This is a genomic window from Streptomyces tuirus (assembly GCF_014701095.1).
GTDB lineage: Bacteria > Actinomycetota > Actinomycetes > Streptomycetales > Streptomycetaceae > Streptomyces > Streptomyces tuirus.
This window is the reverse complement of record NZ_AP023439.1, coordinates 6,861,110-6,884,724: the sequence shown is the minus strand read 5'-3', so window position 1 is coordinate 6,884,724 and position 23,615 is coordinate 6,861,110. Positions and strand designations below refer to the sequence as shown.

Genomic DNA, 23,615 nt, shown 5'->3' with positions numbered 1-23,615 from the left:
GTCCGTGATCTCCCCCGAGCTCCGGCGACTGTTCGACGATCCGCCCCGCGACTTCGGCCCCACTCCCCTGTGGTGGTGGTCGGGGGCGAAGGTGACCCGTGACCGACTCGCCTGGCAGATGCGGGCGTTCGCGGAGGGCGGGGTCCACAACCTGGTGGTCATCAATCTGGCCCCGGCCGGCCCGACGTTCGGGGCCCGGGCCGACGATCCGGCGTGGTTCGGCGAGGAGTGGTGGGCGCGCTTCTCCGACGCCTGCGAGATCGCCACCGAACTGGGCACGCGGCTGTGGTTCTACGACCAGATCGGGTTCTCCGGGGCCAATGTGCAGGGCGGTGTGACGCGGCGTCACCCCGAGGCGGCCGGCCTCGCGCTGCGCTGCCGTGACGTGCGCGTCGTGCGGGGTTCGGTCGCCCTGGCGGATGCCGAGGCGCCGCTGGCCGCGTACTCCCGGCGGGGCCGTCGGCTCGGCCTCGACGCGGACGGGCGGACGGCCGCCCCCGACGGAACCGAGGTGCGGCTCGTCACCGCCGTCCCCACCGCGTTCGACTACCTGGACCCGCATGCCGTGGGCCTGTTGATGGACACCGTCCACCACGAGTACGACCGCCGCGTGCCCGAGTACCTCGGCGGCGTCATCGCGGGCAGCTTCCAGGACGAACTGCCCGGCACCAACGCCTGGAGCCACCGTTTCGCCGAGGAGTTCCGTGCCCGGCGCGGCTACGACCTGCTCGACCACCTGCCGGCCCTGTTCGGCACGGACGCCGGGGCGCCGGAGGGGAAGATCCGCGCCGACTACTACGCGGTCCGCGCGCAGCTGACCGAGGAGGCCCTGTTCCGGCCGCTCGCCGCCTGGCACCGCGAGCGCGGTCTGCTGCTGGGCAGCGACCAGAGCCATCCCGCCCGCGCGGGCTACCCGGCCCAGTCCACGCAGATCTACACCGACTACTTCCGCACCCACCGCTGGTACGGCGCCGCGGGCAGCGACCACCACGGCGACGCCAAGGTGCACTCCTCCATGGCCCACCTCCACGGCCACGAGCGCGTGTGGATCGAGGCGTTCCACTCCTCCGGCTGGGGCGGCACGCTGGAGGACACCTACGACTGGCTGCTGCCGTTCCTGCGCAGCGGCGCCAACCTGTACAACCCGCACGCCAGCTACTTCGGCACCGCGGGCGGCTGGTTCGAGTGGGCGCCGCCGTCCACCGACTGGCGCCAGCCCTACTGGAAGCAGTACCCGGCCTTCTCCCGGGCCGTGGCCCGGACCTGCTCGATCATGTCGTGGGGCGGCTACGCGGCCGACGTGGCGGTGCTGCATCCGACCGCCACCATGCAGGCGCTGATCCCGCTGGACGCGCCGGTCCGGCACTTCGGCGACGGGCGGCTGGGCGACGGCCACGCCGACGCCGACGAGACCCAGCGCCACTATCTGGACCTGTGCGGCTCGAACAACTGGCTCACCCCGCATGCCGGCGCCCTGGACCGGCACGGCATCTCCTTCGACGTCGTCGACGACGACTCGGTCCAGCGCGCCGCGGCCACCGACGGCGCCCTGCGCATCGCGGGCCTGGCGTACCGGGCGGTGCTGCTGCCCTCGGCGAGCGTGCTGGAGGAGGGGACGGCACGGCGGCTGTCCGAACTGCTGGACGCGGGAGGGCGGGTGGTGGTCGTGGGCCGTCCGCCGGGGACGGCAGCGGGCCTGGCCGGTGACGACGCGGTCGTGGCGGCCCTTCTGGCGCATCCCCGGCTGGAACGGGTGGGTGACCCCGAGGCCGCCGCCGTGGCGGTGGCCGACGCGGCCGGGTACGCGACGGGCGATGTACCGCTGCTCGTCCGGCGACAGGGGAACGAGGCGGTGGCACTGGTCACGGCGGCCTTCCCCGAGATCGGCGCGCATCCGCTGCGCCCGTCCGGAACCGCGCCCGAGCCGGTCCGCGACACGTCCGTCACCGTCCGGGCGTGCGTCGCGGAGGCCGAGGTCTGGAACCCGGCGACCGGCTGCCGCGGCCCCGCCCGTGTCACGGTCTCCGGCGACGGTGCCGTGTCGGCCATCGACGTGCCCCTGGACGGCGCCCCCGCGGCCCTGGTCGTCTGGCGGGAGGGCCGTCCCGCACCGGCCTCCTCCGCGAGGAGGACCGCGGTCCGGACGGTCGACGTCTCGGCGGGCTGGCACGGCCGGCTGGTCCCCACGATGGACAACACCTGGGGCGATCTCGCGCTGCCCCCGGGAGCGTCCGTGGAGGAGCCGCAGATCTGGACCATGGAGTGGACCGAGGGCACGCTCTGGGAGCGGATCCGGGTCACCTACGGCAACCGGGTCCGGGTCCTGCCCCCGGTGTCGCCCGACCGGGCTCCGGAACCGCTGGACGCCGCGGCCGTGGAGCGGGTCCTGGCCGGTGAACAGCCCCTCGTGCCGCCGGACTCGGAGTGGGAGACCGGCGTGTACTCGGCGAGCCGTGGTCTCCCGGACCAGAGCGGGCTGCTGGGCACCAAGGGTCTGGTGAACGAGGAGTTCGTACGGGTCCCGGTGCCGGTCGGCGGCACGGCCGCCCGGGTGCGGGCGATCGTGGAGACCGGCCATCGGGGGCCCGCCGAGCTGCACATCGGCGCGGAGGCGGTCAAGCGGGTGTGGTGGAACGGGGATCCGCTGGGCCCGTACGACGGCGGCTACCTTGCCTCCGCCCCGGTCACCGTGGCCCGCGGCCTCAATGTGCTGGAGTACGAGCTGTCGAACGCCCAGGACCGGCCCTCCACGATCTCCGCCGCCCCCGGCACACCGCTCGGCAGCTTCTTCTGCCTGTCCGAGCCGGGCGGGCTCGGGCCCCGGCCACGGTTCATGCGCCCGCCCGACGGAGTCCGGCCCGACGGGCGAATCGCCTATCGCGCACGCCTCCGGGTCCCGGCCGGTCAGGCGCGGGCGGTGCTCGTCGTGGGTGCCTCCTCGGCGGTGACCGTACTGCTCGACGGGGAGGTGGTGGCGCGGCAGGAGAAGGTGGAGTACTACGCGGCGGACTGGGGTGCCGTGCCGATGTTCTTCCGCCATGAGCCGGAGCTCGGGGCGGGCGAGCACACGCTGGAGGTCGTGGCCGACTCCGCCGATGTCCGGGACGCCGTGTTCGTCGACCTGGTGGCGACTTCGGGGTCCGAGGTGACGTCCCTGGTCAGTGGCGCCGGCTGGGAGGCCGCGACGGGCGGCTGGCGGGGCCGGACCGTCGAGGACACGCGCCGGCGCGGCGAGTTGCGGCACTGTCACGCCGCCGTACGGCCGCACCCCCTGCCGGACACCGCGTGGCTCGACGGGCCCCCGCTGCTCGGCGGCGCCGTACGGCCGTCGCGGTCCACCGACGACGTCCGGGCGTCGCAGCAGCGCTTCCGGTTCACCGTGCCGGCCGGAACGGTGTCGCTGGAGCTGCCGTTGGCGCTGCCCGCGCGGGTGCGCGTCGGCGTGGGACCAGAACTGGCGTTGACGGACGCTCAGTTGATGCTCCGTCAGGCGCTTACGGAACCGACCCGGGTGGAAGTGATCACGGAGCCCACGGCCGTGCTGCGGGGTGGCTCCGCCTGGCGCGGGCCGGTCCGGGTGCGGACCGTGCCGGCGCCGCTGGCCCTGGGTGACTGGCGTGAGCAGGGGCTGGGCGGCTGGAGCGGCGGCGTGACCTACACGCGCGTGATGGAGGTGCCACCCGGGCCCGACCCCGTGCTGGATCTCGGGCGGGTGCGGGGCAGTGTGGAGGTGTCGGTCGACGGGGAGTTCGCCGGTGAGGCGTTCTGCGCGCCGTACCGCTTCCCGTTGCCCGGTACCGCGGGGCGGACCGTCCGGCTGGAGGTGACGGTCCGGGGCACGCTGGCGCCGTACCTCGCGGAGGCCACGCCGACCGCATGGGCGTTCCCGTGCCAGCTGCCGTCGGGGATGTGGGGGCCGGTGACGCTGCGGATCCCGGGCGGGGGTCAGTCGCCGTAGGGCGGCCGGGTGGAGTCGCGCAGAACGAGGCCGGGGGCGAAGACGCGGGTCTCGTGGAGGTGGTCGGCGCGGGCCTCGATCTCGTCGAGCAGCATCTCCACGGCCGCCCGGCCGAGGTCCTCGACGGGCTGGCGGACCGTGGTCAGGGTCGTCGCCCCGGAGGTCGCGACGTCGAGGTCGCCGTAGCCGACGACCTGGACGTCCTCGGGGATGCGCATCCCCCGGTCGGTCAGGCCCCGGCACAGACCCGCGGCGAGGAAGTCGTTGGTGCAGAACACCCCGTCGGGCAGGTCCTTGAGGCCGCGGGCGATCTCCGTGCCGTAGGCGACGGTCATCCGCTCGGCGACGACCTGGTCGAGCCGGGCCCCGCGGCGGCTGCGCACCGCCTGCCGGGCGCCCTGGTAGCGGTCGGCGCACTGGCGTATGCCGCGCTCGCCGTTGACGACGAGGATGTCGCGGGCCCCGCTGTCGAGGAGGTGCTGTACGGCGATGCGGCCGCCCGCGATGTCGTCGACGGAGGCCGAGCAGCCCTCCCGGTCGGGCATGGCGCGGTCGGCCAGGACGAGCGGGATGCCCCGCTCGCGCAGCCGGGCCAGCCGGCCCGGGTCGGCGCTGAGCGGTACGACGACGACTCCCACGGCCCGCTGCCCGACGAGCATGTTGAAGTAGCCCTGCTCCCGTTCCGGGGCGTCGCCGCTGTGGCAGAGGACGAGGGCGTAGCCGTGGTCGTAGGCCGCGTCGGCGGCGCCCCGGGCGATGCGCGCGTAGAAGGAGTTGGTGACGTCGGGCAGCACCAGCCCGATCGCGGAGGAATGTCCGGTGCGCAGGCCCGCGGCGCCCGGGTGGGGGACGTAGTCCAGCGCGGCCACGGCGCTGCGGACGCGCTCGGCGGTCCGGGCGTTGACCCGCTCGGGCCGGTTGAGCACGTTCGACACGGTCGACACCGAGACACCGGCGGCCTCGGCGACGTCCTGGATGCGGGCGGGGCGTGCCGGAACGGCGTCCACCCCCCTCGCTGTTGCGGCCGCGCGACCAGGCACGACGACGGTCTTCATGGGCGCCGCAAGTATAACGTGACCGGGCCTGGAACGTTTTTCTCGCCGGTGCTCCGGTGACCGCCCGGGCCGGGAGCGCGTGGCCCGTCAACGGCGCCCGGGAGGCCACCTTGCGGGGGTCGCCACCCGGCCGGACGCCGCCGCGGCGATCAGGCGGCGGAAGGTGGAGCACTCCAGGTGGGTCGGCGCGGGACACGCGGCGGCGTGCCGCAGGGAGTCCCGCAGGACGCCCAGTTCGCGGATGGTGCGGTCCAGTTCGTCCGCCTTGGCCGACAGCATGTCCCGGTCGATGCGTGGCCGCCCGTCCGGCGCGAACATCTGCGCGATCTCGTCGAGGGAGAACCCGGCCGTCCGCCCCAGCGCGATCAGCGCCAGCCGCTCCAGCACCCCGGGATCGTACTGGCGGCGCATGCCGCGCCGGCCGGTCGAGGAGATCAGCCCCTTCTCCTCGTAGAAGCGCAGCGTCGAGGCGGGCACTCCCGCGCGGTGCGCCACCTCCGCTATGTCCAGGTCTGTCATTGTCTTGACCTCAAGTCGACTTGAAGTAGAACGCTGTCATCCCGTCCCGGTGAAAACAAGCAGAGGGAGATACGACGATGGATGCCTCACGCAGGTCCTACGACGAACAGGCCGCCCGCTGGAACGGGCCCGCCGGCCACGCCTGGGTGGATCTCCAGGGCATGCTGAACGAGATGTTCGGGCCGATCGAGGAGCTGCTCGTGGACGCCGTGTCCGCCGAACACGCGGCCGGTGTGCTGGACGTCGGCTGTGGCACGGGCAGCATCACCCGGGCCGTCGCACGCAGGCTCGGGCACTGCGTGGGTGTCGACATCTCCGGCCCGATGATCGAGGAGGCCCGGGCGCGTGCCGAGCAGGAGGGCGTACCGGCGTCCTTCATCCTGGCCGACGCGCAGGAGTACGCGTTCGAACCCGCCGCCTTCGACGCCGTCGTCTCGCGCTTCGGCGTCATGTTCTTCAGCGACCCCGTACGGGCGTTCACCAATCTGCGGAGCACGGTGAAGGACGGGGCCGCGCTGCGGTGCGTCGTGTGGCGGGGCGCCGAGGAGAACCCGTTCATGACGACGGCGGAACGCGCCGCGGCCCCCTTCCTGCCGGAGCTTCCCGCCCGCCGGCCGGACCAGCCGGGCCAGTTCGCCTTGGCGGACCCGCATCGGGTGCACGGCATCCTGGCGGAGAGCGGCTGGGCCGGGGTCGACATCGAGCCGGTGGATGTGCTCTGCACCCTGCCCGAGAAGGACCTCGTCACCTACTTCACCCGGCTCGGCCCGCTCGGCACGGTGCTGCCCGACGCCGACGAGCGCACCCGGGCAGAGATCGTCGAGGTGGTCCGGCCCGCCTTCGACCCGTTCGTGCACGGCACGGAAGTCCGCTACACGGCGGCCTGTTGGATGATCTCGGCGCGGGCCGCCGCCGCGAAACTTTCGTGAGGTCCGGCCCTCTTCTCCCATCGCGGCGACCGGCGCATAGTGAGATCACGATGACGCAGAAGAGAGCCCTGGTGGTGCGAGGCGGCTGGGAAGGGCATCAGCCGGTCGAGGCCACGGAACTGTTCCTGCCCTTCCTCCGGAGCAACGGATACGCCGTCCGGATCGAGGAGTCGACCGAGATCTACGCGGATGCCGCCGAGATGGCCGGCACGGACCTGGTCGTGCAGTGCGTGACGATGTCGGAGATCACACGCGACCAGGTGGCGGGGCTGAGCTCCGCGGTCGTGGCCGGTACCGGCTTCACCGGCTGGCACGGCGGCATCGCCGACTCGTTCCGTGCCTCCTCGGACTATCTCCACCTGGTCGGCGGCCAGTTCGCCACACACCCCGGCAAGGAACCGTGTGAGCGCCGGGGTGCGGCGGACGACAACTTCCTGCCCCACACCCTCCACATCACCGATGCCGGCCGCGCGCACCCGATCACGGCCGGCATCGAGGACTTCGCACTGGACACCGAGCAGTACTGGGTGCTCCACGACGACCTGATCGACGTCCTGGCCACCACCACGCATCCCGTCCGGCCGTGGCAGCCCTGGCACCGGCCGGTCACCTCACCGGCGGTCTGGACCCGCCGGTGGGGCGCCGGGCAGATCGTGGTGACGACGCCGGGGCACAGCGTCGACGTGCTGGAGAACCCCCAGGTCCGCACGATCATCGAGAGGGGCATGCTGTGGGTGACGCGCACCGCGTCGGGGTCGTAGGGCTCGGCGTCATCTCCCGCGCGTACCTGGACACGCTCGTCGGCCACCCCGGCGTACGCGTCACCGCGGTCGCCGACCTCGACGCCTCCCGGTCGGCCGCGGCCGCCGCCGGACTGCCCGGCGCCCGGGCCCTGAGGGTCGAGGAGCTGCTGAGCAGCCCGGAGGTGGACACGGTCCTGAACCTGACCACTCCGGCCGCCCACGCGGAGATAGCCCTCGGGGCGATCCGGCACGGCAAGCACGTGTACGGCGAGAAGCCCCTGGCCGCGGGCCTGGAGGACGCCCGGGCCGTGCTGGAGGCCGCCGCGAAGGCGGGCACCGGTGTCGGCTGCGCCCCGGACACCGTGCTGGGCACGGGAGTTCAGACCGCGCGGGCGGCCGTGGAGGCCGGGAGTATCGGACGACCCCAGTTCGCCTCGGCCGTGATGGTCACCCCGGGCCACGAACGCTGGCATCCCCACCCCGACTTCTACTACACGGCCGGCGGCGGCCCGCTGCTGGACATGGGGCCGTACTACCTCTCGTCCCTGGTCCATCTGCTGGGGCCGGTGCGTGCCGTGACCGGGGCGGCCGGGCGGCTGCGCGCCGAGCGCGTGATCGGATCCGGCCCGCGCGCCGGCGAGCGCATACCGGTGGAGGTGGACAGCCATGTCTCCGGAGTGCTGGAGCATGTGAACGGGACGCTGACGACGCTCACGACGAGCTTCGACGGCGTGGCCACCACGGCCACGCCCATCGAGGTGCACGGCGCCGGCGGCACCCTGTCCGTGCCCGACCCCAACCGCTTCGACGGGCAGGTACGCCTGCACGCGCTCGGCGACACCCGCTGGCGCGCCCTGGCCACGTCGGCGGGTTACGCGGACGGCGCACGCGGCGTCGGCCTGCTCGACTTCCTGACCGCCGACGAGCGGCGGCCACCGCGCGCGAGCGGTGAACTGGCCCTGCACGTGCTGGAGGCGATGACCGCCCTGCTGCGTTCGGCGGCCGAGGGGCGCCGGGTCGAGCTGACGACCTCGGCCGAGCTGCCCCCGCTCGTCCCCCTGACGGCTGCCGCGCAGTGGCACGGCCTGCCCGACTGAGGTCAGTCCACGGGCCAGGTGTGCGCGGGCGCGTTCATATGCATGTAGTCCATGTACGTCCTGGTCATCTGCCGCAGTGCCTCGAAGCGGTCGGAGATGCCGGCCTTCTCCAGGTGGTGCACCATCTCCGCCTGCCACAGGGCGCCGTTGCGGGCGGTGACGCAGCGCTGCTCGATGATGCCCAGCAGCGGTTCGCGCCACGCGGCGTCCATGCCGGTCAGCTCCAGGCCCCGGTGGGCCAGGGGCAGCAGCCGCCGCAACACCAGTTCCGTGACCGGCACTTCGCCCACGCCGGGCCAGTACAGACGGGCGTCGATGCCGTCGCGGGCCGCGGTGTGCAGGTTCTCCTCGGCGACCGAGAAGGACATCCGCGTCCACACCGGCCGGTCCTCGTCAACCAGGGCGCGGGTCAGCCCGTAGTAGAAGGCGCCGTTGGCGATGATGTCGGCCACGGTGGGGCCGGCGGGCAGCACGCGGTTCTCGATGCGCAGATGCGGGCCGCTGTCGGTGACCGCGTAGATGGGGCGGTTCCAGCGGTAGATCGTGCCGTTGTGCAGGGTCAGCTCGCCGAGCTGGGGAACGCCGCCGCTGTCCAGCTCCTTCTGCGGATCCTCGTCCTCGCACAGCGGCAGCAGGGCCGGGAAGTAGCGCACGTTCTCCTCGAAGAGGTCGAAGACGCTGGTGATCCAGCGCTCCCCGAACCACACCCGGGGCCGTACGCCCTGGGCCTTGATCTCCTCGGGCCGGGTGTCGGTGGCCTGTTCGAAGAGGGGGATGCGGGTCTCGCGCCACAGCTCCTTGCCGAACAGGAAGGGCGAGTTCGCCGCGAGGGCGATCTGCACGCCCGCGATGGCCTGGGCGGCGTTCCAGTAGTGCGGGAACGCCCTCGGATCGACCTGGAGATGGAACTGGGTGCTGGTGCAGGCGGCCTCGGGCGTGATGGTGTCGGCGTACGTCGACAGACGTTCCACACCGTCGACCTTGATCCGCAGGTCCTCGCCCCGGGCGGCGAAGATCTGCTCGTTGAGCAGCCGGTAGCGCGGGTCGCCGGAGAGGGCGGACCCGCTGACGTCGGACTCGCCCAGGGTCGGCAGGATGCCGACCATGATCAGGTGCGCGCCCACCGCGGCCGCGCGGTCCTCGGCGTGGTTGAGGGCGTCGCGGATCGCCTGCTCCCAGGCGCCGGGGCCGCCTGCCGTGAGCTGCCGCGGCGGGATGTTGATCTCCAGGTTGAAGCGGCCGAGCTCGCTGGACCAGGCGGGGTCGGCGATCGCCTGGAGCACGTCGGTGTTGCGCATCACGGGCAGCCCGGCGTCGTCCACCAGGTTGAGCTCGATCTCGAGGCCTACCTGGGGACGCTCGCTCTCGAAGCCGGACTCGTGGAGCATCCGGGCGAGCACCTCGAGGTCGGTGTGCATCTTCTCCCGGTACCGACGGCGGTCCTCCCGGGTGAACACCAGGGCCGGCACGTCACGTCCCATGTGCCCTCCTGCGCTCCTGCGGCGGCTGTGTCCGCTCCTCAGCGATGGGTCTCGTCCCAGAGTCGCACCTTGTCCTCGCCCCCGCACCCACCTAGCCTGAGTTTGTGCCGCAAATAAACAAAACCCGAACGCACAACGACGTGCCGGGTGACAACAGCTCCCTGACCCGACTCCGCATCGCCCTGACCGTCTTCTTCGCCCTCGACGGCTTCGTCTTCGCCGGATGGGTCGTGCGCATCCCCGCCATCAAGGCGCAGACCGGCGCCTCCGCCAGTACCCTCGGCCTCGCCCTGCTGGGCGTCTCCGCCGGGGCCGTCATCACCATGACCCTCACCGGTCGCCTGTGCCGCCGCTACGGCAACCACCGGGTCACGGTCGTCTGCGCGGTGCTGCTCTCCCTCTCCGTCGCCCTGCCCCCGCTGACCCACTCGGCGCTCGCGCTGGGCCTCGTCCTGATGCTCTTCGGGGCCGCGTACGGCGGGATCAATGTCGCCTTCAACAGCGCGGCCGTGGAACTCGTGGCGGCGCTGCGGCGGCCGGTCATGCCGAGCTTCCACGCGGCTTTCAGCCTGGGCGGCATGGTCGGAGCGGGGCTGGGCGCGCTGGTCGCGGGGGTCCTCTCCCCCACGCGGCACCTGCTGCTGCTCACGCTCGTCGGCCTGCTCGTCACCGCGGCGGCGGGCCCCACCCTCCTGCGGCACGAGCCGCCGGCGCCCCCGGAGCGGGGCGTTCCCGCCGAGGGGGCCCCGCGCCTCCTGGACGGCCGCACCCGTGCGCTGGTGATCGTCTTCGGCCTCATCGCGGGGTGCACCGCGTACGGCGAGGGGGCGCTGGCCGACTGGGGTGCCCTGCACCTCGAGCAGGACCTGCACGCCTCGGCGGGTGCCGCGGCCGTGGGCTACTCCTGCTTCGCGCTCGCCATGACGGTGGGGCGGCTGACCGGCACGACGCTCCTGGAGCGCCTGGGGCGGACCCGGACCGTCGTCGCCGGCGGCACCACCGCGGCGGCCGGCATGCTGCTCGGCGCCCTCGCCCCCTCGCTCTGGGCGGCCCTGCTGGGCTACGCGATCACGGGGATCGGCCTCGCGAACCTCTTCCCCGTGGCCGTCGAGCGGGCGGGGGCCCTCGCCGGCCCCGACGGCGTGGCGACGGCCTCCACGCTGGGTTACGGGGGCATGCTCCTCGGCCCGCCCGCGATCGGCTTCATGGCGGACTGGTTCTCCCTGCCGGCGGCACTGACCAGCGTGGCGGTCCTGGCGGCGGTGGCGGCGGCCGTCGGAGCCCTGGTCGGAGCGTCCGCGCGGCGAACGGCCGGGGACTGAGAGAAGGGGCGCCACCAGGGGGGATGCCGGTGATCCTGGGTACCCGTGGCCACGCCCGGTGCGATCACCGGGACGTACCGCCGCGGACGAGGAGGCAGACCCGTGACCGAACAGCAGCATCCCCGAGAGCAGCACCCGACCCCGGAGTTTCCCTCCCAGGACCAGCCGCACCCGGGCTGGACGGGCCCGATGGACCCGCCCCCGGACCACGGCGAGGAGTCCTACCGGGGCAGTGGCCGGCTGGCCAACCGCAAGGCCCTGATCACCGGCGGGGACTCCGGGATCGGCCGCGCGGTCGCCCTGGCGTATGCCCGCGAGGGAGCCGACGTGCTGTTCACCCATCTGGATGACGAGAAGGACGACGCCGCCGAGACGGCCCGGCTCGTCGAGGAGGCCGGCCGGCGTGCCGTGCCCGTCTCGTGCGACGTACGGGAGGAGGAGAACTGCCGGGCGCTGATCGACCGCGCCGCGGCGGAGTTCGGCCGGATCGACATCCTCGTGAACAACGCGGCGTACCAGATGTCGCAGCCCGACGGCATCGAGGCGATCACCACCGAGCAGTTCGACCGGGTGATGCGCACGAACCTGTACGGGATGTTCTGGCTGTGCAAGCTGGCCCTGCCGCACATCCCGGAGGGCGGCAGCATCATCAACACCACGTCGGTGCAGGCGTACAAGCCCAGTCCCCATCTGCTGGACTACGCGACGACGAAGGGTGCGATCGTCACCTTCACCCAGGGGCTGGCGCAGATGCTGATCGAGAGGGGCATCCGCGTCAACGCGGTGGCGCCGGGCCCGGTGTGGACGCCGCTGATCCCGGCGACCCTGCCGGACACGCGGACGTTCGGCAAGCAGGCTCCCATCGGACGGCCCGCCCAGCCCGCCGAGATGGCTCCGGCGTACGTCTTCCTGGCCTCACAGGAGGCGTCGTACATCACCGCCGAGATCCTCAACGCGACGGGCGGGACGCCGCTGCCGTAGCCCCCGGGCGGCCGCCGGAAATCCCCGGGCTTCGAGAGCGCTTCATGCGGCAGACTCGGCGCCATGGAGACCGCCGAGTTCCTTGACGCACTGGAGACGGAGGGCCGGCTGCTGGCAGCGGCCGCCGAGGAGGCCGGCACGGAGGCGAAGGTGCCGACCTGCCCCGGGTGGCAGGTGCGCGATCTGCTGCGGCACACGGGCGCCGTGCACCGCTGGGCCGCCGCCTACGTCGCCGAGCAGCTCACCGAACGCCGTCCGCCGGCCGAACCCGCCGGCCTCGACGGCGCGGAGCTCATCGCCTGGTACCGCGACAGCCACCGCCGGCTCCTCGGCACACTGGCCGGCGCCTCGCACGACGTGGAGTGCTTCGCCTTCCTGCCCGCGCCGTCCCCGCTGGCCTTCTGGGCCCGGCGGCAGGCGCACGAGACGGCCGTGCACCGGGTCGACGCGGAGTCCGCCCGCGGCGGGGCCCCGACGGACGTCACCCCCGAGTTCGCGACCGACGGCATCGACGAACTGCTGCGCGGCTTCCACGCCCGTTCCAGGAGCCGTGTACGCACCTCCGAGCCGCGTGTCCTGCGGATCCGCACCGAGGACACCGGCGCGGTGTGGACGCTGCGCCTGTCGCAGGAGCCGCCCGTGACCACACGGGACGAGTCCGGGGAGGCGGAGTGCGAACTGTCAGCCCCGGCCGGGCAGTTGTACCTGGCGCTGTGGAACCGGGCGCCCCTGCCGAGCGCCACGGGCGACCAGGCACTCGCCACGCTGTGGCGGGAGGCGTCGGCCATCTGAGCGGCCACCGGCGGACGCTCAGTCGCCGGTGAGCATCCTCGCCAGTACCGCGCGCTGCACGGGAAGCACCTCGCCGTGCAGCGCGCGCCCCTTCGCCCTCATCCCCGAGGCCTGGTCCATGGCGCACTCCCGCACCCACGGCACCTTCCCGCCGCTGCCGCCCGCCGAGCGCGTGGAGGCACTCACGATGACCGGCAAGGAGCGCGGCTTCTTCGAGTCCGGTCTGACCGGCCACATCGCCGGCACCGAGGAGCAGGTCGCGCAGGAGCTGGAGACGCTGCTGAAGGAGACGGGCGCGCAGGAGGTCCTCGTCACGACCAGCACCTACGACCGCGAGGCCCTGCTGGACTCCTACCGCCGACTGGCCGCGATCACCTCCGGTTAGAGTCGCCCCACGACCGGTCTCCATCCGGCCGGTGTGGACGTCCTGTTGCGCCAGTTGCACGGCCTCGTCGACGCCGGGCACACCGTGGTCGTCGTCGAGCACGGCATGTCGGTCGTCGCCCGCGCGGGCTGGGTGATCGGCCTCGGCCCGGGCGGCGGCGACGCGGGCGGGCGCATCGTGGCGGCGGGGCCACCGGCGGACGTCGCGCGTTCGGCGGAGAGCCGGACGGCGCCGTATATCCGGCGCGCACCCTGACCGGCTCCCGCTGAGGTCCCTACGCGACGAGCACCGTGTGCGTCCAGGCGGGCGCGGCCGTCTCCTGCTGCTGTGCCGCGCGGGCGAGGGCGCGGCGGTCGGGGCCGCCGCCCGGTGCGATGGGGTCGCGGACCTCGACCTCCGCGATCAGACCGCGGGTCGTCGCCACCCGCCACAGGGAGGCGAGCAGTGTGTCGTCGCCGACGTACGCGGGGACCGTGGAGGGCGTGCCTCCGCTGAGCCGGTAACCGAGGCGCACCGGCTGGACCGGCACCCCGGCGTCCAGCGCGGCCTGGAAGACGGCCCCGCGGAAGGTGCCCTGCGCCCGGCCGCACCAGGTGCTGCCCTCGGGGAAGGCCGCGACCGCGGCGCCCTCGCGCAGCGCACCGGCGATCCGGGCGACCGTGTCCGGGAGGGCCCGCAGCCGGTCCCGGTCGATGAACAGGGTGCCGCCGCGGGCGGCCAGCGCACCGGCGACCGGCCAGTGCCGTACCTCCGTCTTGGCCAGCATCCGGGCGGGGCGGACGGCGGCGAGCAGCGGGATGTCCAGCCAGGAGATGTGGTTGGCGACCAGCAGCAGTCCACCGGTGGGAGCGGCGGCACCGGTGATACGGACGCGGACACCGGCGGCCCGCACGATCCACCGGCACCAGCGCCGGATCAGGGAGAGCGGGATCCGGGCGGCGAAGGGCGTCAGCGCGATCCCCGCGAGCAGGAGCAGCAGGACCGCGCCGAGCCGCAGCACGGCGCGCGGCACGGCCCGCGCCCGCACGGTCGCCGACGCCTCGACACAGGCGCGGGGCGTGCAGGGCGCGGTGGGCAGCCAGACGCTCATCAGGCCGGGACGAGGGAGAGGAAGTGGCGCAGGTAGCGCGCGTTGACGCGGCTCATCGGCAGCAGCACGTACAGGTCGGCGACGCCGAAGTCCGGGTCGTGGGCCGGTGCGCCGCACACCCAGGCACCGAGGCGCAGGTAGCCGCGCAGCAGGGCGGGCAGTTCGAGACGGTCGGCGGGCGCGGGGCCCGGCGTCCACGGCAGCAGGGGCCGCACCCGGAACTCCTGCGGCGAGAGGTGCTTGTCGCTGACCCGGTCCCAGGTGGCGGACGCGAGGGTGCCGCCGTCGGCGAGCGGGACGGAGCAGCAGCCGGCGAGCCATTCATGGCCCCGGTCGACCATGTAGCGGGCGATGCCGGCCCAGATGAGGCCGATGACCGCGCCGTCGCGGTGGTCGGGGTGCACACAGGAGCGGCCGACCTCGACGAGCTGCGGCCGGATCGTGTCGAGCGCGGTCAGGTCGAACTCGCCCTCGGAGTACAGCCGCCCGGCGACCGCCGCGCGCTCCGGCGGCAGCAGCCGGTAGGTGCCGACGACCTGGCCGGTCGTCTCCTCCCGGACGAGCAGGTGGTCGCAGTACGCGTCGAAGGAGTCGACGTCGAGGCCCGGCTGCGGGCCGGCCAGCAGGGCGCCCAGCTCCCCGGCGAAGACATCGTGCCGCAGCCGCTGGGCGGCACGCACGTCCTCCTCGTCGCGGGCGAGGGCGACGGTGTAGCGGGTGGGGGCCGTGGGCTGCGCGGGGCGGTCGACGGTCAGTACGCCGGTCATGGCACTCTCCTGGTCACGGGCCGGTCGGGGAAGCGGGGCGCTGAGCGGTGGCGTGCGAACCTCCGCCTCTGTTCTCCCGAGGCCGGCTGACCTTCGCGTGTCATGTGCAGAGAGAACGGGTGTGGGGTTGCTGAACGGCTCGCGCCCGCGTGCCCCGGCCGGTTTCACGCCCGAGGCCCGGATGGCCTAACTGCGCACGCGGACAGCGGCTCCTGCGGCGAGAGTGAGCTGCATGACAGAACCCGGAGCCGGCGGGCGACGCGGGGGCTCGGCCCCCTCCACCAAGCGCCGGCGCACCGTGCACGGTGCCGGTGAGGCCGCCCGGCGCGCCGCCGAGGCGCTCACGGAGCTGATCAGCCACCCCCTCGAAGGGGTGTCCGCGGTGTGCCGCGGCGAGGACGACGGCTGGGTCGTCGACGTCGACGTGCTCGAACTGGCCCGCATCCCCGACACCACCAGCCTGCTCGCGACCTACCGGGTGGAACTGGACTCGGCGGGTGAGCTGGTGCAGTACCGCCGGGTCGCGCGGTTCCGGCGCGGTGCCCAGGACCAGTGACCGGACCGCCGCAACCGCCCACCGGAAGGACCGCCGCATGACCGTCTACAGCGACGAGATCGTCTGTGCTCCCCGCGCCGGGACCCTCTACGACGTGCTGGAGCTGATTCTCGACCGCGGCATGGTGATCGACGTCTTCGTACGCGTCTCGCTGGTCGGGATCGAGATCCTCAAGATCGACGCGCGCATCGTGGTCGCCAGCGTCGACACCTACCTGCGCTTCGCGGAGGCGTGCAACCGCCTGGACCTGGAGCACGACACCCGCTCCAAGACCGTGCCCGAGCTGTTCGGCGGACCGGTCTCCAGGACCATCGGCAAGGCGGGCGCCAAACGCACCGCCCGTTCCCTGACCGAAAAGGTGCGCGAAGTCCTCACCCCGGACGACGACGAGGGTGACGACGACGCCGACTCCGGTACCGAGCGCGCCCCGCGCCCGGCGCGCAAGCGCCGCAGTGACGAAGACCGCCCGCGGCCCCGGCGCCGCAAGGCCGAGGAGGAATGACCGTGACGGCCACCGCCGCCCTCACCACCGCCGGCACGCTCGGCACCCTGTACGTGTACGGCATCGCCCCCGAGGGCGTCCGGACCCCGCGGGCGCCCGGGGTGGACGGCGCGGCGGTGCGGCTGCTGACCGAGGACGGGCTGTGCGCGGCCGTCTCGGACGCGCCGGAGTCCGTCCGGGCGCGACGCCGGGACCTGATGGCCCATCAGGCAGTGCTCGGCGAGCTCGCCGCGCAGGGCCCCGTCCTGCCGATGCGGTTCGCCGTCCTGACCCCCGACGCGGACTCGCTGCGCGGCCAACTGCGCACCGACCGGGCCCGCTTGATGTCCCAGCTCGACGGGGTACGGGGCTGCGTCGAGATGAACGTGAAGGGCACGGTGGTGCCCGGCTGCTTCGCCGACCTCGTGCGCAGGGACGACACACTGCGCACGCTCGCCCGCCGGACACAGCAGCGCCCCGGCTACGAGGCGAACGTGCGGCTGGGCGAGGCGCTCGCCAAGGGCGTCGCGCGCGAGGCCCGGGGCGCGGCACGGCAGGTGCTCGACCGCCTGGCCCCGCTCGCCGTGCGCACGGCGCAGGGGCCGGTCGACGACGAGCAGGTGCTCAGCACGTCGTTCCTGGTGCGGTCCGCCGACGAACAGCGCTTCCGGCAGGCCGTGGCCGCGCAGGCACGCGACGTCGGGGACCGGCTGGCACTCGGCGTGACCGGTCCGCTGCCGTGCTACAGCTTCGTCGACGCGCCGTCCGCCACGGTCGGCCGGTGACCCGGTGGGACTCGTGACCGGGCTCCTGCTGCTGCCGCTCGCCCCGGTGCGCGGCACGCTCTGGGTCGCCGACCACCTGCTCCGGGAGGCCGAACGCCAGGCCTCGGACCCGCGTGCGGTGCAGGCGCGGCTGGCGGCACTCAACCGGGCCCTGGAGGAGGGCGCCATCGACGAGGCGACCTTCGAGGAAGAGGAGGAGCGGTTGCTCGCCTGCCTGGACAGTCCGGTCCGGTACACCGGACTGGACAGTCCGGTCCGGTACACCGGACATCGCGGGGGCGCCTCGTGACCGACCTCGGCACCTGGCCCGCGGGCCCCCAGACAGAGCCGGCCGGCCCGCCCTCCGGAAGCCTCGCGGACCTGCTCGAACGCGTCCTGGACAAGGGCATCGTCATCGCGGGCGACATCAAGATCGACCTGCTCGACATCGAACTGCTCACCATCCGTCTGCGCCTGTTCATCGCCTCGGTGGAGACCGCCAAGAAGGCGGGCATCGACTGGTGGGAGACGGACCCGGCGCTGTCCTCGCGCGCAGCGCGCGACGCGCTCAGCGAGGAGAACGCGCGGCTGCGCGCCCGTCTCGAGGCCCTGGAGGACGCCGACACCTCCGAGGTGGCCCGATGAGCACACTGCCGGCCGACCGGGCCCCCGCGACCGGGCCGGACCTGCCGCACCCCACCGTCACCTGTGCGTTCGCCGTGACGGACACGCCTCCGCGGAACGAGGCGGTGTCGGTGACGCCGGGCCATGACGGCGGCGGTCCGCTGCGCGTCCTGGCCGCGGGGCCGCTGTACCTGCTGGTGCAGGACGTTCCCGCGGCGGCCTTCGGCGAGGAGGCGCTCGCGGAGCGGCTCAACCGGCCGGACGAACTGGAGCGCTGCGCCCGTGCCCACCACCGGGGCGTGGAGACGGCCGCGAGCGCGGGCCCGGTCGTCCCCCTGCCGATGGCGACGCTGTACCTGGACGACCACAACGCCGTGCGGGCCGTCACCGCCCGGGCCGCGTCGCTGCGCACCCTGCTGGACCGGCTGCGCAACCGCACCGAGTGGGCGGTGAAGGTGCACGGCCCCGGAACGGGGCACGCGTCCGGCGCCGCCGGGGACGGGCCCGCCGACGGGCGGTCGTACCTGCGCCGGGTGAGCGAGCGGCGACGCAGCGAACGCGAGGAGCGCGAGCGGGCGCTGGCGCGGGCCCACGCGGTCGACCGGGAGCTGCGGCGGTACGCCGTCGCGGCGACGCGGCACCGGCCGCAGAGCGAGCAGCTGACCGGCAGGAGCGTCCCGCAGCTGCTCAACGCGGCGTATCTGGTCGACGACCGCAGGCGCGCCGAGTTCGTCCGGGCCGTCGGTGAACTGGCCCGCGACGCCCACCGGTCGGCCGTGGAGGTCACCTTGTCGGGGCCCTGGATCCCGTACTCCTTCGCCCGCTCGGACGAGGCGGAGCGTGTCGCGCAGCAGGAGGCCGGCGCATGACCGTACCCGTGCCCGGCGGTGCCGACCGCACGGCGGTGCCCTGGGACACCCCGGAGCCGTACGCACCCGTCGGGGTGCCGCTCGTCGACCTGCTCGACCGGGTGCTGGCGACGGGCGTCGTGATCAGCGGTGACCTGGTGCTGGCCATCGCCGACGTGCCGCTGGTGCGGATCTCCCTGCGCGCCCTGCTGGCGTCGGTCAGTGACCGGGTCCCGGCGCCCTGGTCGGACAGCGGGCCGCTGTGACCGCCCCGCGCACCCACGCGCTGGACCTCGATCCCGAGCGCGTCACGAACGATCTGGCGGCCCTGGTGCTGACCGTGGTGGAGCTCCTGCGGCAGCTCATGGAACGCCAGGCGGTCCGCCGTTTCGACGAGGGGACGCTCAGCGCCGAGCAGGAGGACCGGCTCGGTACCGCGCTGATGCTGCTGGACGAGCGCATGGACGAACTGTGCGCACAGCACGGGCTGCGGCGCAGCGACCTCAACCTGGACCTCGGCCCGCTGGGGCCCCTGCTGGCCGACCCCGGCGTGTGACGGACGGAACGCGAGACGGGACCGGGAGAGCACCACCCCCGGCCCCGCCCGTCCGCACCTACCGGCGAACGTTCATTGCGCTCCTGGACGCGCGGAACTGCGACGCCCCAGGGCGCGGGGAACTGCGCGACCAGCCACAGCCCATCCGCAGCCGCCCAAGCGCAAAGTCCCTACGGCGCTACCGCTTCACCTTCCGCGCGGCCCGCAACCACTCCTTGTTCATGCTGGTGATGGACATGAGCGGAATCCCCTTGGGGCAGGCCGTGGCGCACTCGCCCGCGAGCGTGCACCCCCCGAACCCCTCCTCGTCCATCTGCTCCACCATGTCCAGCACCCGCGTCTCCCGCTCGGGCGCCCCCTGCGGCAGCACATTGAGATGGTTGATCTTGGCGGATGTGAACAGCATCGCCGCCCCGTTGGGACAGGCCGCCACGCACGCCCCGCACCCGATGCACTCGGCGTGCTCGAAGGCGAGGTCGGCGTCCGGCTTCGGCACCGGCGTGGCGTGCGCCTCGGGTGCCGCCCCGGTCGGCGCGGTGATGTAGCCGCCGGCCTGGATGATCCGGTCGAACGCCGACCGGTCGACGACCAGGTCCTTGATCACCGGGAACGCGGATGCCCGCCACGGCTCGACGTCGATCGTGTCGCCGTCCTCGAACGACCGCATGTGCAGCTGACAGGTGGTGGTGCGCTCGGGCCCGTGCGCGTCGCCGTTGATGACGAGCGAGCACGCCCCGCAGATGCCCTCACGGCAGTCGTGGTCGAAGGCGACGGGGTCCTCGCCCTTGACGATGAGCTCCTCGTTGAGCGTGTCGAGCATCTCCAGGAAGGACATGTCGGGTGAGATCCCGTCCACCTCGTACGTGGACATCGTGCCGTCGGCGTCGGCGTTGCGCTGCCGCCAGACGCGCAGGGTGAGCTTCATGCGTAGCTCCGCTGGGTGGGGTGGACGTACTCGAAGACCAGGTCTTCCTTGTGCAGGACGGGAGCCTCGCCGGTGCCGGTGAACTCCCAGGCGGCCGCGTACCCGAACTCCTCGTCCCTGCGGGCGGCCTCGCCGTCGGGCGTCTGGGACTCCTCGCGGAAGTGGCCGCCGCAGGACTCCTCGCGGTGCAGCGCGTCGAGGCACATCAGCTCGGCGAGCTCCAGGTAGTCGACGATGCGGTTGGCCTTCTCCAGCGACTGGTTGAGCTCCTCGCCGGTGCCGGGCACCTTGATGCGCCGCCAGAACTCCTCGCGGATCTGCGGGATGCGCTCCAGGGCCTTGCGCAGGCCGGAGTCGGTGCGGGCCATGCCGCAGAACTCCCACATGAGTTCGCCGACCTCGCGGTGGAAGGAGTCGGGGGTGCGGTCGCCGTCGACGGACAGCAGCAGGTTGAGCCGGTCGTGGGTCTCGGCCAGCACCTCCTGGACGACGGGGTGTTCGGCGGTCACCGCGTCGTGGTGCGGGTTGCGGGCCAGGTAGTCGTTGATGGTCGAGGGGAGGACGAAGTAGCCGTCCGCCAGTCCCTGCATCAGCGCGGAGGCGCCGAGCCGGTTGGCGCCGTGGTCGGAGAAGTTGGCCTCGCCGATGGCGAACAGGCCGGGGACGGTGGTCTGGAGGTCGTAGTCGACCCACAGCCCGCCCATCGTGTAGTGCACGGCGGGGTAGATCCGCATCGGCACCTCGTACGGATCCTCGTCGGTGATCCGCTGGTACATGTCGAAGAGGTTGCCGTACTTGGCCTCGACCGCCTTGCGTCCCATGCGGGCGATGGCGTCGGCGAAGTCGAGGTAGACGCCCTGGCCGCCGGGGCCCACTCCCCTGCCCTCGTCGCAGACGTTCTTCGCGGCGCGGGAGGCGATGTCGCGCGGGACGAGGTTGCCGAACGACGGGTAGATGCGCTCCAGGTAGTAGTCGCGCTCGTCCTCGGGGATCTCGTTCGGGGGCCGCCGGTCGCCCTTCGCCTTCGGCACCCAGATGCGCCCGTCGTTGCGCAGCGACTCGCTCATCAGCGTGAGCTTGGACTGGTGGTCGCCGGTGCGCGGGATGCAGGTGGGGTGGATCTGGGTGAAGCAGGGGTTGGCGAAGTGGGCGCCGCGCCGGTGCGCCCGCCAGATGGCGGTGGCGTTGGAGTTCATGGCGTTCGTCGACAGGTAGAAGACGTTGCCGTAGCCGCCGGAGGCGAGCACGACGGCGTCCGCGAAGTACGTGTCGATCTTCCCCGTGACCAGGTCACGGGCGACGATCCCGCGCGCCCGTCCGTCGACGACGATCAGGTCGAGCATCTCGGTGCGCGGGTGCATCTCGATGTTGCCGGCGGCGATCTGCCTCGCCAGTGCCTGATACGCGCCCAGCAGCAGCTGCTGACCCGTCTGGCCGCGGGCGTAGAACGTGCGGGAGACCTGCACGCCGCCGAACGAGCGGGTGTCGAGCAGTCCGCCGTACTCCCGGGCGAAGGGCACGCCCTGGGCCACGCACTGGTCGATGATCTCGACGGAGATCTGCGCGAGCCGGTGGACGTTGGACTCGCGGGCGCGGAAGTCGCCGCCCTTGACGGTGTCGTAGAACAGGCGGTGGACGGAGTCACCGTCGTTGCGGTAGTTCTTCGCGGCGTTGATGCCGCCCTGCGCGGCGATGGAGTGGGCGCGGCGGGGCGAGTCCTGGTAGCAGAACTGGACGACGTGGTAGCCCTGTTCGGCGAGGGTGGCCCCGGCGGAGCCGCCGGCGAGTCCGGTGCCGACGACGATCACGGTGTGCTTGCGCCGGTTGGCGGGGTTGACCAGCTTGGCCTCGAAGCGGCGCGTGTCCCACCGCTCGTTGACCGGCCCGGTGGGGGCCTTGGTGTCGACGACCGGCTCGCCGGTCGTGTAGTCGGCGTACGAAGTCATCTTCAGCTCACCACTCCGGTCATGACGCCCACGGGTACGGCGATGAAGCCGGCCGTGAGCAGCAGCGCGAGGACGTCGGCGACGGTCTTCAGGGCGCGGTCGCGCCTTCGGCTGCCGACGCCGAGGGTCTGGGCCGCGCTCCAGAAGCCGTGCCGGACGTGCAGGCCGAGCGCGAGCATCGCGACGATGTAGACGGCGTTGCCGTACCAGGTGGAGAAGGTGTCCACGACGTTCTGGTACGGGCGGCCCTCCTGGAAGCCGCCGGAGTGCACGGTGCCGGTCGTCAGGTCGAGGATGTGCCACACGATGAACAGGCCGAGGATGATCCCGCCCCAGCGCATGGTCCGCGTCGCGTAGCTCGCCCGTGCCTTCTTGTGCACGTACTTGCTGGGCCGTGCCCTGATGTCGCGGCGGCTGAGCTGGTAGGCCGAGGTGGCGTGCGCGACGACGGCCACGACCAGCACGATCCGGACGAGCCAGAGCGTCCACTCCTCGTGCATGAACGGCTCGCCGACGACGCGCAGCCAGTGCGCGTAGTGGTTGAACTCCCCCGCCCCGAAGAAGATCTTCAGGTTTCCGATCATGTGGACGACCAGGTACAGCAGCATGATCAGACCACTGACCGCCATCACGGTCTTCTTGCCGACGGTGGAGTCCCACACGGTGCGTGCGAGAGACGGCCGTCGGTCCGTCCGCGTTGCCAGAGCCATGGAACAGCACGCTACGGATCCTCGGGCGATCGGTCCAAGACATGGTCCGGCTTGAATCCATAGGCTGGAGCTATGGTGGATGCATGCAGTTCCAGCAGCTCCAGTACTTCGTGGCCGTCGCCGAGACCCGGCACTTCACCCGGGCCGCCGATCTGGTCCATGTCGCCCAGCCGTCGCTCTCCCAGCAGATCAAGGCGCTGGAGCGGGAACTGGGCGCGGATCTGTTCCTGCGCGCCCGGGGCAACATCACGCTCACGGACGCCGGGGAGGCGCTCCTCCCGCTGGCCCGGCGCATCCTGGCCGACGCCGACACGGCCCGGCACGAGGTGCAGGAGCTGGTGCAGCTGCGCAGCGGCCGGGTGCGGCTGGGCGCGACACCGAGTCTGTGCACGGGGCTGCTGCCGGATGTGCTGCGGGCGTTCCACGACCGCTACCCCGGGATCCGGCTGCTGATCGAGGAGGGCGGCTCGCACGATCTGGTACGGGAGCTGGCGCGGGGAGCGCTGGATCTGGCGCTGGTGGTGCTGCCGCTGCCGACGCCGTCGCCGGCGCTGACCACGGTCGAGCTGCTGCGGGAGGATCTTGTCGTGGTCTCCTCGCCGGATGCCCCTCGTCCGGGCCGGGGGCGCCGCACCGTGCGGGTCGGTGACCTGGAGGGTGAGCGGCTGGTGATGTTCCGGCACGGGTACGACCTGCGGGAGCTGACCGTGGCCGCGTGCCGTGCGGAGGGGTTCGAACCCGACTTCGCCGTGGAGGGCGGGGAGATGGACGCGGTGCTGGGGTTCGTGCGGGCCGGGCTGGGGGTCGCCGTGGTGCCCCGGATGGTGGCGGCGAGAGCGGGGCGGGGGTTGCGGGTGACACCGCTGGCGCGCCCCGGGCTGCATCGCACGATCGCGCTGGCGCACCGCAGCGATGTGGCGCCGCCCCGGGCCGCTCGGGAGTTGCAGCGGATGCTGCTCGAGCGGTGAGGCGGTCTGTGCCATGAGCGCCGCGGGCTTGGGGCGCCGTGCAGGGGTGCGGGGCCGTGGTGGTTGCTCGCGCAGTTCCCCGCGCCCCCAAAATGGCGCGGTCGCCCGCGCCTCTGAG

24 protein-coding genes and 3 pseudogenes are annotated in these 23,615 nt (G+C 73.0%); 18 read left to right on the top strand and 9 right to left on the bottom strand.

Annotation, left to right across the window (positions count from 1 at the left end; genetic code table 11):
• Window positions 1-4 precede the first annotated feature (4 nt).
• Window positions 5-3,958, top strand: coding sequence for a glycosyl hydrolase (locus tag IGS69_RS31230; RefSeq protein ID WP_190903808.1), 3,954 nt, complete (start codon window positions 5-7; stop codon window positions 3,956-3,958).
• Here IGS69_RS31230 and IGS69_RS31225 read toward each other — a convergent pair.
• Both IGS69_RS31225 and IGS69_RS31220 read right to left on the bottom strand, forming a co-directional pair.
• Window positions 3,946-5,013, bottom strand: a complete 1,068-nt coding sequence (locus IGS69_RS31225) for a LacI family DNA-binding transcriptional regulator (RefSeq protein ID WP_385863804.1) — start codon at window positions 5,011-5,013, stop codon at window positions 3,946-3,948. The two genes, IGS69_RS31230 and IGS69_RS31225, sit on opposite strands and share 13 nt — an antisense overlap.
• An 87-nt stretch (window positions 5,014-5,100) precedes the next feature.
• Complete coding sequence (locus tag IGS69_RS31220; RefSeq protein WP_190903807.1) at window positions 5,101-5,532, bottom strand: helix-turn-helix domain-containing protein; 432 nt, start codon at window positions 5,530-5,532, stop codon at window positions 5,101-5,103.
• Between the two features lie 77 nt (window positions 5,533-5,609).
• On the opposite strand from IGS69_RS31220, the gene IGS69_RS31215 reads away from it, so the two are divergent.
• Genes IGS69_RS31215 through IGS69_RS31205 form a run of 3 tightly spaced genes read left to right on the top strand, consistent with a single transcriptional unit; the run spans window position 5,610 to window position 8,301 of the window.
• Window positions 5,610-6,461, top strand: coding sequence for a class I SAM-dependent methyltransferase (locus IGS69_RS31215; protein ID WP_190903806.1), 852 nt, complete (start codon window positions 5,610-5,612; stop codon window positions 6,459-6,461).
• 50 nt (window positions 6,462-6,511) lie between these two features.
• The gene (locus IGS69_RS31210; protein WP_190903805.1) at window positions 6,512-7,222 is read left to right on the top strand and encodes a ThuA domain-containing protein; all 711 of its coding nucleotides are present in this window, start codon (window positions 6,512-6,514) and stop codon (window positions 7,220-7,222) included.
• On the top strand, window positions 7,192-8,301 hold the full coding sequence (locus IGS69_RS31205; RefSeq protein WP_190903804.1) for a Gfo/Idh/MocA family protein: 1,110 nt from the start codon (window positions 7,192-7,194) through the stop codon (window positions 8,299-8,301). The genes IGS69_RS31210 and IGS69_RS31205 overlap by 31 nt, the downstream gene beginning before the upstream one ends.
• Window positions 8,302-8,303: 2 nt before the next feature.
• Here IGS69_RS31205 and IGS69_RS31200 read toward each other — a convergent pair whose 3' ends face one another.
• Entirely contained in the window at window positions 8,304-9,782 is a 1,479-nt protein-coding gene (locus IGS69_RS31200) for a glutamate--cysteine ligase family protein (protein ID WP_190903803.1), read from the bottom strand.
• A 140-nt stretch (window positions 9,783-9,922) separates the two neighbouring features.
• On the opposite strand from IGS69_RS31200, the gene IGS69_RS31195 reads away from it, so the two are divergent.
• The 3 genes from IGS69_RS31195 (at window position 9,923) to IGS69_RS31185 (ending at window position 12,877) form a co-directional block, all read left to right on the top strand.
• The gene (locus IGS69_RS31195) at window positions 9,923-11,104 is read left to right on the top strand and encodes an MFS transporter (protein WP_190903802.1); all 1,182 of its coding nucleotides are present in this window, start codon (window positions 9,923-9,925) and stop codon (window positions 11,102-11,104) included.
• A gap of 102 nt (window positions 11,105-11,206) precedes the next feature.
• Window positions 11,207-12,085, top strand: coding sequence for an SDR family oxidoreductase (locus tag IGS69_RS31190; RefSeq protein WP_190903801.1), 879 nt, complete (start codon window positions 11,207-11,209; stop codon window positions 12,083-12,085).
• Window positions 12,086-12,148: 63 nt separating this feature from the next.
• On the top strand, window positions 12,149-12,877 hold the full coding sequence (locus tag IGS69_RS31185) for a maleylpyruvate isomerase family mycothiol-dependent enzyme (RefSeq protein ID WP_190903800.1): 729 nt from the start codon (window positions 12,149-12,151) through the stop codon (window positions 12,875-12,877).
• Between the two features lie 18 nt (window positions 12,878-12,895).
• Here IGS69_RS31185 and IGS69_RS31180 read toward each other — a convergent pair.
• A pseudogene (locus IGS69_RS31180) lies at window positions 12,896-12,979 on the bottom strand (MarR family winged helix-turn-helix transcriptional regulator); the annotation flags it as partial.
• On the opposite strand from IGS69_RS31180, the pseudogene IGS69_RS31175 reads away from it, so the two are divergent.
• Window positions 12,960-13,262, top strand: a pseudogene (locus IGS69_RS31175) (LLM class flavin-dependent oxidoreductase); the annotation flags it as partial. The pseudogenes IGS69_RS31180 and IGS69_RS31175 sit on opposite strands and share 20 nt — an antisense overlap.
• A 6-nt stretch (window positions 13,263-13,268) precedes the next feature.
• Window positions 13,269-13,517, top strand: a pseudogene (locus IGS69_RS31170) (ABC transporter); the annotation flags it as partial.
• A 19-nt stretch (window positions 13,518-13,536) separates the two neighbouring features.
• On the opposite strand, the gene IGS69_RS31165 reads toward IGS69_RS31170, so the two are convergent.
• On the bottom strand, window positions 13,537-14,352 hold the full coding sequence (locus IGS69_RS31165; RefSeq protein ID WP_190903799.1) for a lysophospholipid acyltransferase family protein: 816 nt from the start codon (window positions 14,350-14,352) through the stop codon (window positions 13,537-13,539).
• Window positions 14,352-15,119, bottom strand: a complete 768-nt coding sequence (locus IGS69_RS31160; protein ID WP_190903798.1) for a GNAT family N-acetyltransferase — start codon at window positions 15,117-15,119, stop codon at window positions 14,352-14,354. Before IGS69_RS31160 ends, IGS69_RS31165 begins: the two co-directional genes overlap by 1 nt.
• A gap of 232 nt (window positions 15,120-15,351) precedes the next feature.
• Here IGS69_RS31160 and gvpO point away from each other — a divergent pair, with 232 nt between their 5' ends.
• From gvpO to IGS69_RS31120, 8 genes are read left to right on the top strand one after another with little or no spacing between them, the layout of a single operon-like run.
• Window positions 15,352-15,675 (top strand): gas vesicle protein GvpO, encoded by a 324-nt coding sequence (gvpO, locus tag IGS69_RS31155; RefSeq protein WP_190903797.1) that lies wholly within the window; start codon window positions 15,352-15,354, stop codon window positions 15,673-15,675.
• Window positions 15,676-15,712: 37 nt separating this feature from the next.
• Window positions 15,713-16,177 (top strand): gas vesicle structural protein GvpA, encoded by a 465-nt coding sequence (locus IGS69_RS31150; RefSeq protein ID WP_190903796.1) that lies wholly within the window; start codon window positions 15,713-15,715, stop codon window positions 16,175-16,177.
• Entirely contained in the window at window positions 16,174-16,941 is a 768-nt protein-coding gene (locus tag IGS69_RS31145; protein WP_190903795.1) for a GvpL/GvpF family gas vesicle protein, read from the top strand. The genes IGS69_RS31150 and IGS69_RS31145 overlap by 4 nt, the downstream gene beginning before the upstream one ends.
• A 4-nt stretch (window positions 16,942-16,945) precedes the next feature.
• A complete protein-coding gene (locus IGS69_RS31140; protein WP_190903794.1) occupies window positions 16,946-17,230 on the top strand; it encodes a gas vesicle protein GvpG in 285 nt (94 codons plus the stop codon).
• Entirely contained in the window at window positions 17,227-17,565 is a 339-nt protein-coding gene (locus tag IGS69_RS31135; protein WP_190903793.1) for a gas vesicle protein, read from the top strand. The genes IGS69_RS31140 and IGS69_RS31135 overlap by 4 nt, the downstream gene beginning before the upstream one ends.
• On the top strand, window positions 17,562-18,413 hold the full coding sequence (locus tag IGS69_RS31130) for a GvpL/GvpF family gas vesicle protein (protein ID WP_190903792.1): 852 nt from the start codon (window positions 17,562-17,564) through the stop codon (window positions 18,411-18,413). The genes IGS69_RS31135 and IGS69_RS31130 overlap by 4 nt, the downstream gene beginning before the upstream one ends.
• Entirely contained in the window at window positions 18,410-18,658 is a 249-nt protein-coding gene (locus IGS69_RS31125) for a gas vesicle protein (RefSeq protein ID WP_190903791.1), read from the top strand. The genes IGS69_RS31130 and IGS69_RS31125 overlap by 4 nt, the downstream gene beginning before the upstream one ends.
• Window positions 18,655-18,948, top strand: a complete 294-nt coding sequence (locus IGS69_RS31120; protein WP_003994569.1) for a gas vesicle protein K — start codon at window positions 18,655-18,657, stop codon at window positions 18,946-18,948. Before IGS69_RS31125 ends, IGS69_RS31120 begins: the two co-directional genes overlap by 4 nt.
• Before the next feature lie 178 nt (window positions 18,949-19,126).
• Here the strand turns inward: IGS69_RS31120 and IGS69_RS31115 are convergent, their stop codons facing one another.
• Genes IGS69_RS31115 through IGS69_RS31105 form a run of 3 tightly spaced genes read right to left on the bottom strand, consistent with a single transcriptional unit; the run spans window position 19,127 to window position 22,529 of the window.
• Entirely contained in the window at window positions 19,127-19,873 is a 747-nt protein-coding gene (locus IGS69_RS31115) for a succinate dehydrogenase/fumarate reductase iron-sulfur subunit (RefSeq protein ID WP_030851268.1), read from the bottom strand.
• A complete protein-coding gene (locus IGS69_RS31110; protein WP_190903790.1) occupies window positions 19,870-21,819 on the bottom strand; it encodes a fumarate reductase/succinate dehydrogenase flavoprotein subunit in 1,950 nt (649 codons plus the stop codon). The genes IGS69_RS31115 and IGS69_RS31110 overlap by 4 nt, the downstream gene beginning before the upstream one ends.
• Window positions 21,820-21,821: 2 nt before the next feature.
• A complete protein-coding gene (locus IGS69_RS31105) occupies window positions 21,822-22,529 on the bottom strand; it encodes a succinate dehydrogenase (protein ID WP_190903789.1) in 708 nt (235 codons plus the stop codon).
• 83 nt (window positions 22,530-22,612) lie between these two features.
• Between IGS69_RS31105 and IGS69_RS31100 the strand changes: the two genes are divergently transcribed.
• Entirely contained in the window at window positions 22,613-23,497 is an 885-nt protein-coding gene (locus IGS69_RS31100) for a LysR family transcriptional regulator (RefSeq protein ID WP_190903788.1), read from the top strand.
• Window positions 23,498-23,615 lie beyond the last annotated feature (118 nt).